The sequence below is a fragment of the Flavonifractor sp. An100 genome (assembly GCF_002161175.1).
Classification (GTDB): Bacteria; Bacillota; Clostridia; order Oscillospirales; family Oscillospiraceae; genus Lawsonibacter.
In genome coordinates, this window is sequence record NZ_NFMA01000029.1 from 26,797 (window position 1) to 35,689 (window position 8,893).

Consider the following 8,893-nt stretch of genomic DNA (forward strand, 5'->3'; position numbering starts at 1 on the left):
ATCAGGCATCCATCTCCGCTTCTTCTTCCGGAGATGGGTGCCTGTCCATTTCAAAGTGATTCAGTTCGTATGTCAGTTCCCACGCCAATTTAAACCCGCAAAGGAAACTGTCCACGGAGCGTTCCTCCGCAATCAGGCCCTGTGCATCCATGATACGAAGCACCAGTTTACGCTCCGGCTTGTCCAACCGCTCAATGAGCTGTTGGTGGCAAGTTTCGATTTCCTGCTCGGCCGCCTCCATAGACAGCGGAATTATATCAGAAGGAACATACGACCGGCATCAACAACAACGACCATTTGAAACTGTTCCGCCACACTGAGCAAAACCAGATTTTCTATCAGACCTATTTTAAGATGGGGTATGATGACAATTATAAAATCATTTCTTATGACACAGAGCTTGCTCAAAAGTACTTTTAAGGCCGCTTTATCCAGTTTCACATGGAATTTTTCAAAAGCAGGCTGACACGGATCATCAAACTCTGGCTTTAAAATGGCTGCCGGAAATGCCGGAGGAAATGTTTGAGATCATAAAAAGCGAGTTTCAGGGCCGAGAGGCATTTTTCGCCTCATCTGCGAAGTGACGCCTGAATGGATCAGTGTTTCTTATCATTTTATCGGGACGAGGCCAGCATCTCCCCTATACAGAACCCCGGCGGCGTTTCCTCAATGTAAGGGAAACGCCGCCGGGTCCTTATCTTTTTCGTTATTTTGCAAGCTGGCCGTATTTTTGTCAAAGTACCTCGTCCGGTGCCTGACCATCATGGGCCAGCCACTTGCACTCCGTCCATTCCATGTTGGTGAATACCGCACGGAAGAAAGAATCCTCCGGGCTGCAGGCGTAGATGCCGAAGTGGATTTTCCCCTTTGCTTCATGCAGGTGGCAGATGCGCATCTGCCGGAACACGCTCCCATCCTCGGAACATTCGATACAAAAATCGTCCTCTCTCCGGCTTAGACGATACCACATGGATTTGACGCTGGCCGGGATCTCTGTGGTTGCCCAGTCTGAGTACCCGTGATTGGTCACCACGCTGCCCAGGTGCTGGAACTTCTCGTTCTCATACTCAACGGAGCCTTTCAGCCAGTTTTCACTGTCCAGATACACGACCACACCGCACTGGTCAAAACGATGGTGGCTTTCGGCAAATTCGGTTTTTACCACAAAGGAGAAGAACTTCTCATCGGTGGTCATTTGCAGGACCGGGGCATTGTCATTTCGGAAATGATAATAGGTTCTCTGCCACAAATCCGTGTGGGGCTGGGTGACAATTTCGATTCGGTCCCGGGTAATGGCGCTGCTTCGCGGCTCCCTGGTCCACCGCAAGCTACTGACATCAAATTTCATGTTGGTACCCTCCTAATGTTTCAGATTGATTCTGAGCTGCGATTTCGTCGGTATTCCTTAGGCCGCATATGATATTGCTCCTTGAATACAGAAGAAAAGCGGCTTTGGCTGTCGTATCCAACTTTTTGGGCAATATCCGCAATACTTAGATCAGACGACTGAAGTAGCTGGGCTGCATACTTCATCCGGTGCTCCCGGATATGTGCAGCGATGGATGTGCCGTAGATGGCCTTAAACATACTCTTTAAGGTTGTAGGGTTCATCAGATATTGTCTGGACAGGGAGTCAATGGTATATCGCTGTTCCAGATTGCTGGTCAGTTGGTCATGGATCTGGCGAATTACCTCCGCCTGCTCCGCCCGGTATTCCGTCAGATGCTTTTCCTGGCCGGCTTCGATCTGGCTCAGAACAAGAAGAAGCTCCAGCACCTTGATTTTTTGCCAGGCCAGCCGCATTTCTTTGGGAGGCTCATACAGCCCCAAAAAGATTTGCTGTATGGTCTCATTCCCCGCCAAAGCCGTGCAGGTACCGTCCTTACAGTATTTCTCCCACAGGGCCTCCCCGGTAACAGGTGAGCCGACCAAGGGCGCGGGCGGCTGTGCAGACAGCTGCTCCAGGTTGATATAAATAGCAAGTCCTTCGTAAGAACCGTTCGGCAGGGTGATGGCGGAATCCCCGCAGACGTCCATGGTATTCAAGGAAAAATCCCCCGGTCCCAGATAGATCCGGTTACCGTTGCCCATGTCCCATCCCATTCTGCCGGAGATACAGTAGTTGATCTCCAGCATCTGGGGCAACGGTGCGTGGCAGACGTGGAAAGCGTCTTTTCCGGAAGCAGAGATGAACGACAGCTCGATGCCGGGGTAAAGCTCCAGGATCTCAGGATGGTTTTCCCCGGTGTCATGGTGAATGGATGATAGAATCCCGTGGTATTCCTGTTTCATGGCGGGGCCTCCCTTCACTCCGGACAGGCGATTGCCATCACCTGTTCTGTAGTTTTGTGCAGCAGCTGCGTCTGCGGGTTGTCTGCCGCCCGGTAATAGACTTCCTTACCTTCCCTGCGGCTCACAATTAGGCCACAACTGCGGAGTACGCGCAGATGATGGGAAACGGCTGGACTGGACATCTCCATCAATGCGGAGATATTGATGACACATTGCTCCGTGTGGCACAAAAGCCAAAAGATACGCAGTCTTGTGGTATCGCTGAGCTGCTTAAACAGCTCTGCAACCGTTTCAAATCGCTCTGCCTGGCACAGCCCGGATTCAATCGATTCCAGATCGGCTTGCACATCATGGGCATGGGGCAGCGAGGGATATTTCATAGACGCTCTCCTTTTTCGCTCGTTTGGAAATACTTTTCGCCTGTTTGGCAGGGAGTCTCTCAGTGGTGTTGACTTCTCTCTTGGCAGAAATTATACTGCACCCATAACGATTAAACAAGTGCTTAATCTTAAAAATGAAATTTTGAGAGAAGTTTTTTGTGATGAAAAAGACTTACAAGATCGAAGTGGACTGCGCCAACTGCGCCAACCTGATGGAAGAGGCCGCCCGCAAGACTGCCGGTGTCGCCGCTGCTACCGTGAACTTTATGACACAGAAGATGATCGTGGAGTTTGCCGAGGGTCAGGATGCCGTTCAGGTCATGGACGGTGTGCGGAAGGCCTGCAAGAAGGTGGAGCCCGACTGCGAGATTTTCCTGTAACTGCTTATGAAAGCGCCCGGAACGCCCAGGCTTTCGGGCGCTTTTTCATCCCGAACAAGAACACGAGAAAGCAATCGCAGAAAGGAGTATTACCATGCAGGAACTGCTGGAAAGCGGCCTTTTGGTCGTTGTCACAATTTTATCCGTGGTTCTGCTGCTCATGGGGCAGAAGAAAAGCAGCGGTATGACCAGAAAGCAGAAGGTCATGCTGTGGCGTATTCTGATCGCCACCGTATTGCTGCTGGGACTGCAGACGCTGGGAGCCGAAGCATTCGACCAGCTGGGAGCAGCTGGCCGGTGGATCCGCCTGGCCGTCCATCTGATAGACTATCTGATTATCGGATACGACATTCTGAAAAAGGCGTTCAAGGGGATCTGCAACCGGCAGGTATTTGACGAAAACTTCCTGATGGCTGTCGCCACTTTGGGCGCGCTGGCTCTGGCCGTCTATGAGAACGGCGAGTATCTGGAGGTCATTGCCGTCATGCTGTTCTATCAGGTGGGCGAGTGGTTCCAGAGCTATGCCGTGGGCAGAAGCCGCCGCAATATCAGCGACCTGATGGACATCCGTCCCGATTACGCCAATGTGGAACGGGACGGCAAGCTGGAAAAGGTGGATCCCGATGAAGTGGATATGGGGAGCATCATCATTGTCCAGCCCGGTGAGAAGGTGCCCATTGACGGTGTGATCGTAGAAGGTACTTCTACCCTGAACACGGCGGCTCTGACCGGGGAATCTCTGCCCCGGGATGCCAAAACCGGCGACGAGGTCATCAGCGGCTGTATCAACATGACCGGCGTTCTCAAGATTCAGACCAGCAAGGAGTTTGGGGAATCCACCGTCTCCAAGATCCTCGATCTGGTGGAGAACGCCTCCTCCCGCAAATCCAAGTCGGAGGATTTCATCTCCCGGTTTGCCCGCATTTACACCCCGGCGGTGTGCTACGCGGCGCTGGCCCTGGCCATTCTGCCCCCTCTGGTGCAGATGGTGGGAATGGGGCTGGCTCCCGCCTGGGAGACCTGGATCTACCGCGCCCTGACCTTCCTGGTGGCCAGCTGTCCCTGTGCCCTGGTCATCAGCATCCCCCTTAGCTTCTTCGCGGGCATCGGTGGAGCCAGCCGGGCCGGTGTGCTGGTCAAAGGTTCCAATTATCTGGAAACACTGTCCCAGGTCAAGACCCTGGTCTTTGATAAGACCGGCACGCTGACCCAGGGCGTTTTCGAGGTCAACGGCATCCACCACAGTGACCTCAGCGACGAAAAGCTGGTGGAATACGCGGCGCTGGCCGAAAGCGCCTCCTCCCATCCTATCAGCAAGAGCCTCCAGCGGGCCTACGGCAAGGAGATCGACCGTTCCCGGGTCACCGAGATCCAGGAAATCAGCGGCAACGGCGTCATCGCAAAGGTGGACAGCGTTGAGGTCGCGGCCGGCAACGACAAGCTGATGGATCGCCTGGGCATTGCCTACATCTCCTGCCACAGCGTGGGTACCATCATCCACATGGCCATCAACGGCAAATACGCCGGACATATCGTCATCGCAGACATTGTTAAACCCCACAGCAAGGAGGCCATCCGGCAGCTCAAGGCCGCCGGTGTCCGCAAGACGGTGATGCTCACTGGCGACGCCAAAAAGGTGGCCAATCAGGTGGCCGCCTCCCTGGGACTGGACGAGGTTTACAGCGAACTGCTTCCGGCGGACAAGGTGGAAAAGGTGGAGGCGCTTTTGCAGGCGAAGCCGGAGCGGGAAAAGCTGGCCTTTGTGGGCGACGGCATCAACGACGCCCCGGTGCTGCGCCGGGCGGATATCGGCATCGCCATGGGAGCCATGGGCTCCGATGCCGCCATCGAAGCCGCCGATGTGGTTCTGATGGATGATGACCCACTGCAAATTTCCAAAGCAATTAAAATCTCCCGCAAATGTCTGGGCATCGTCTACCAGAACATTGTGTTCTCCATCGCAGTGAAACTGGCCTGCCTGATTCTTGTGGCCTTCGGTGTAGCCAATATGTGGCTTGCCGTTTTCGCCGATGTGGGCGTCATGATTCTGGCGATCCTAAACGCCATCCGTGCTCTGCGGGTGCAGAATTTATAAGAGAAAAAGCAACCACGGCCTGATTCCATTTCGAAATCAGGCCGTGGTCTCTTCATATAATCGGTTCAATGACAGCACGAAAATAGCGGTCCAGATCCTCTGGTGTCTGCTTCCTGTGTCCCTTGATCCACCACAGTGCCATTTCCACAAAGCTGCCAGAGATATGGTTGATCAAAAAGTCCTCCGGAATGTCGGTATTCGCTTTTCGGTTCTGATTGATGAATTGGGATCGTACCAGCTCATTCAAGCTGTCCTTAAAAAAGCGCAGGAACATTTCGCTGCTCTCACAGGAAAGCAACGCAATGATATTCTTGTCATTTTCCTGTAAATGCTGCAGCAAGTGACAAAATACCGATTCCGGGGCACTCCCGTCTGAGTACAGCCCGTGGGTATGGGTACAGTCCATGGCGCTGCCAATGATATGCCCAAACAGTTCTTCGCATAACTCTTTCAGCAAATCATCTTTGGTTTCAAAGTGGGCGTAAAAGGTGGTGCGCCCCACATTGGCAGCGTCGATGATTTCCTGCACCGTGATCTTGCTGTATGATTTTTCCGCCAGGAGGGACGTAAACGCTGAAAAAATAGCCGTCCTGGTTTTCTGCTGACGCCGGTCCATCTGGTCCTCCTCCGTACAAATCCCGCAAAATGTTCCGTAGCGAACACCTGAAAGGAATGGTCTATTGTTTTTTATAAAATGCTTTCATACAATCAAAGAGAACAAACTGTTTGCTATCGTATTTATTGTACGGAAATATCCGGCATCCGTCAAGAGACCACATGCCAGTCGGAATGCCGTACAGATGGGAGGAAAAACGATGTTAAAGAAGATAAATGACCTGCTTGCCGGGCTGCCCATGACCATTGTGGCAGGCGTTTTTTTGTTGATTGATCTTGTGCCCCATCTGGCAGAGGAATTTGGCGGCACGCCGATGCAGCTGAGCGTCTTGCCCTTTGATCCCGCATGGGTCACAGTCCTCATCAGCGGCATCCCCCTTTTGTATCTGGCGATCTGGAGGATCATCTATAATCCCGGCATCAGCAAAATCTCTTCCGCACTCCTGATCTCCATCGCTATGTTTGCCGCCATTGCCATCGGAGATCTATTTGCTGCCGGTGAGGTGGCCTTCATTATGGCCATCGGCGCCCTTTTGGAGGAAGCTACCACGAACCGGGCAAAAAAGGGATTGAATCAGCTGATCCGCCTGGCGCCCACAAAAGGCCGCCGGATCAACAATGGCACAGAAGAAATGATTCCCGCTGAAGAGATCCGGCAAGGCGACACCCTGCGGATTCTCCCTGGAGAAACCATTCCCGTGGACGGAACCATTATCCATGGCGAAACCTCCGTGGACCAGTCCATCATGACCGGGGAATCCCTGCCGGTGGATAAAAGTGTGGGAGACGAGGTCTTTTGCGGTACCATCAACCGCTTTGGCTCCATTGATATGACCGCCACCAAGGTGGGTGAAAACAGTTCTCTGCAAAAACTGATCCGCATGGTACGAATGGCGATACAGAACTTTTCAAAAAATCCTGTAATATCAATGGTTCCCGGGCTTGCCGGATAGCAAATAACTTGTATTAGACCCCCCTATCGGGCGGCTGTTTTGATGACAGCCGCCCTTTTTCTATCCCCAAATCAAGTGTGCGTTTTAGGGTGAGAAATCCCCTGATTTTTCGTCTGTGGGCGGCGCAAACGAAGCCGCCCATATTCTTTCCCTCATGGGAGGCCAGACGGTGATACAGGGGCACAAACCCACCGAAACTTACACTTTTTAAGACCGAAAAAAGGAGATGTTCGATATGGCGGTGTTCCGCATTGAGAAAACCCAAAATTATACAGTGATGTCCAATCACCATCTGCGTAACATGGATCTGTCGCTTAAATCCAAGGGACTGCTCTCCATGATGCTGTCCCTGCCGGAGGACTGGAATTATACCACCAGGGGCCTTGCGAAAATCTGCAAGGAGGGCACGGACAGCATCAGTTCCGCCCTGAAGGAACTGGAGCGGGCCGGGTACATCGTCCGCAACCGCCTCCGGAACAACAAGGGCAAGATCGTGGATGTGGAGTATGTCATCTATGAAACGCCCCATCCCTCGGAGCCGGACGGGCCGTGTGAGGGCGCGCCGGACACGGAACATCCAGATACGGAAAACCCGGATATGGATACTCCGGGTCTGGAAAACCGGCCGCAATTAAATAAAGATAAAAGCAATCCTAATAAATCAAAAAAAGATGGACTCAGTACGGAAGGATCAAATCCTGTCCTATCAATCCCCCCAACCCCCAGGGGCTCGGACGGGATGGGACGAGACTGGATGCGGGAGCGTGAGAGTTACCGGGAATTGATTTTGGAGAACATCAAGTATGACTACCTCATCCAGAACCATCAGCTTGACCGGGACCGTCTGGATGAACTGGTGGAGCTCATGGTGGACACGGTGTGCTCCAACCGGGAGATGATCCGTATCGCCGGGGACGACTACCCGGCGGAGGTGGTCAAATCCCGGTTCCTGAAGCTGAACAGTTCCCACATCGAGTATGTGCTGGACCGGATGCGGGAGAACACCACCTATGTCCGCAATATCAAGAAATACCTGCTGGCCGCTTTGTATAACGCCCCGGCCACCATCGGCAGCTACTACACTTCCCTGGTGAGCCACGATATGTACGGCGAACACGGAGGTGTCAACTGCCAGTCATAAAGGGATTTCCAAATTGGAAGCTCCTCTAAACGTGGGGGCGGGATGGAACGAAACAGTCCATCCCATTACAACGAATACCCAGCGTCAACGATGGGAGCCCTGAAACGGGGCTCCCTGCGGATGTATGAATGTGGGATAGAGCGTGGGCGAAAGGCAGAGATCGCAGGGGCTGTGTCTATCCCTGCAAACAGAGCTTCCGGGCGATTCTCATCGCCTGTCTCCATTACCAGTCCGCACGCTCGAAAAAGTGTGCAGATAAGGGTTGAAAATGGGCTAAAAAATCGTTTGTGACGGCTTTTCCGGGAGCCGCCCTTATGATTTCCCATGCGGGCCTCTCCCGCTAATTTGAGTGGTGCAGAGAGGCTGTTTTGAATACTTTTCCATAACAGAGCGGGAGCACCGCCTTCGGTTTGAGCCGAGGGTGACGCTCCCATTATTTTTCCTAAAGTTTATTCGCCAACAGCGAAATTTCATATTGACATACGGCTTAAAATTTGCTATTATAACATTGCAGCGAAAAGCAGAGCAGGTGTTCTGCTGGTCTTCTCCCCCAAATTGGAGTGCGTCAGCACTCGCGGAACATCTTAAAGGTGTTCTACCCCACGGGGGCGGCACACGGCTTGACCGCCCGATGCGCCGTCGCCCGGCATGGCCCAAGCCGGGAGCTTGGGCCATGCCCAAAGAAATTAGATGGGTTGTCCTGTATGCACCAACTCTTTCCCGGGAGGGAGCCACACCAACTATACTTCGTGGTTCTCGAAAGAGGTTTGTTATGCAAAAGCATAAGAAATCGCTGTTCATGCAGGACAGTCCCGGCAACTCGTCGGTCCCCCGGACTTCTCACCGTTTCAAGTTTAAGCGTAAATGGCGCAAGACCGTATTCCGGTTAGCGTTTAAGGCGCTTGAAGTGCTGCTGGTTGCGTACGCCGCTCAAAAAGTGCAACTTGACCGCAGATGATGGTGCATAGCCACCGCTGGAATGGTGCACCCATTCCGCCGAAATGGTGCATGGCGGCCGCTGGCGTGGTGCACCGGGC

Annotated in this window: 9 protein-coding genes; 4 read left to right on the forward strand and 5 right to left on the reverse strand. The window is 53.0% G+C overall.

Translation table 11 applies throughout. The annotated features are described in order from the left end of the window. Window position 1: 1 nt before the first annotated feature. The 4 genes from B5E43_RS13400 to B5E43_RS13415 form a co-directional block, all read right to left on the reverse strand. Window positions 2-241, reverse strand: coding sequence for a DUF6809 family protein (locus B5E43_RS13400; protein WP_087397516.1), 240 nt, complete (start codon window positions 239-241; stop codon window positions 2-4). 492 nt (window positions 242-733) lie between these two features. Further along, complete coding sequence (locus B5E43_RS13405; RefSeq protein WP_087397518.1) at window positions 734-1,348, reverse strand: DUF1349 domain-containing protein; 615 nt, start codon at window positions 1,346-1,348, stop codon at window positions 734-736. Between the two features lie 20 nt (window positions 1,349-1,368). Further along, the gene (locus B5E43_RS13410; protein WP_087397520.1) at window positions 1,369-2,292 is read right to left on the reverse strand and encodes an AraC family transcriptional regulator; all 924 of its coding nucleotides are present in this window, start codon (window positions 2,290-2,292) and stop codon (window positions 1,369-1,371) included. A gap of 14 nt (window positions 2,293-2,306) precedes the next feature. Next, window positions 2,307-2,672, reverse strand: coding sequence for a metalloregulator ArsR/SmtB family transcription factor (locus tag B5E43_RS13415; RefSeq protein ID WP_087397522.1), 366 nt, complete (start codon window positions 2,670-2,672; stop codon window positions 2,307-2,309). A 161-nt stretch (window positions 2,673-2,833) separates the two neighbouring features. Between B5E43_RS13415 and B5E43_RS13420 the strand changes: the two genes are divergently transcribed. Next, window positions 2,834-3,052 (forward strand): cation transporter, encoded by a 219-nt coding sequence (locus tag B5E43_RS13420; protein WP_087397523.1) that lies wholly within the window; start codon window positions 2,834-2,836, stop codon window positions 3,050-3,052. Window positions 3,053-3,146: 94 nt separating this feature from the next. Further along, complete coding sequence (locus B5E43_RS13425) at window positions 3,147-5,147, forward strand: heavy metal translocating P-type ATPase (RefSeq protein WP_343214321.1); 2,001 nt, start codon at window positions 3,147-3,149, stop codon at window positions 5,145-5,147. A gap of 52 nt (window positions 5,148-5,199) precedes the next feature. On the opposite strand, the gene B5E43_RS13430 is transcribed toward B5E43_RS13425, so the two are convergent. After that, the gene (locus B5E43_RS13430; RefSeq protein WP_008980793.1) at window positions 5,200-5,763 is read right to left on the reverse strand and encodes a TetR/AcrR family transcriptional regulator; all 564 of its coding nucleotides are present in this window, start codon (window positions 5,761-5,763) and stop codon (window positions 5,200-5,202) included. Between the two features lie 199 nt (window positions 5,764-5,962). Here B5E43_RS13430 and B5E43_RS13435 point away from each other — a divergent pair, with 199 nt between their 5' ends. Further along, a complete protein-coding gene (locus tag B5E43_RS13435; protein WP_343214322.1) occupies window positions 5,963-6,715 on the forward strand; it encodes a hypothetical protein in 753 nt (250 codons plus the stop codon). Between the two features lie 235 nt (window positions 6,716-6,950). Further along, window positions 6,951-7,856, forward strand: coding sequence for a DUF6017 domain-containing protein (locus B5E43_RS13440; RefSeq protein WP_087397525.1), 906 nt, complete (start codon window positions 6,951-6,953; stop codon window positions 7,854-7,856). Window positions 7,857-8,893: the final 1,037 nt, after the last annotated feature.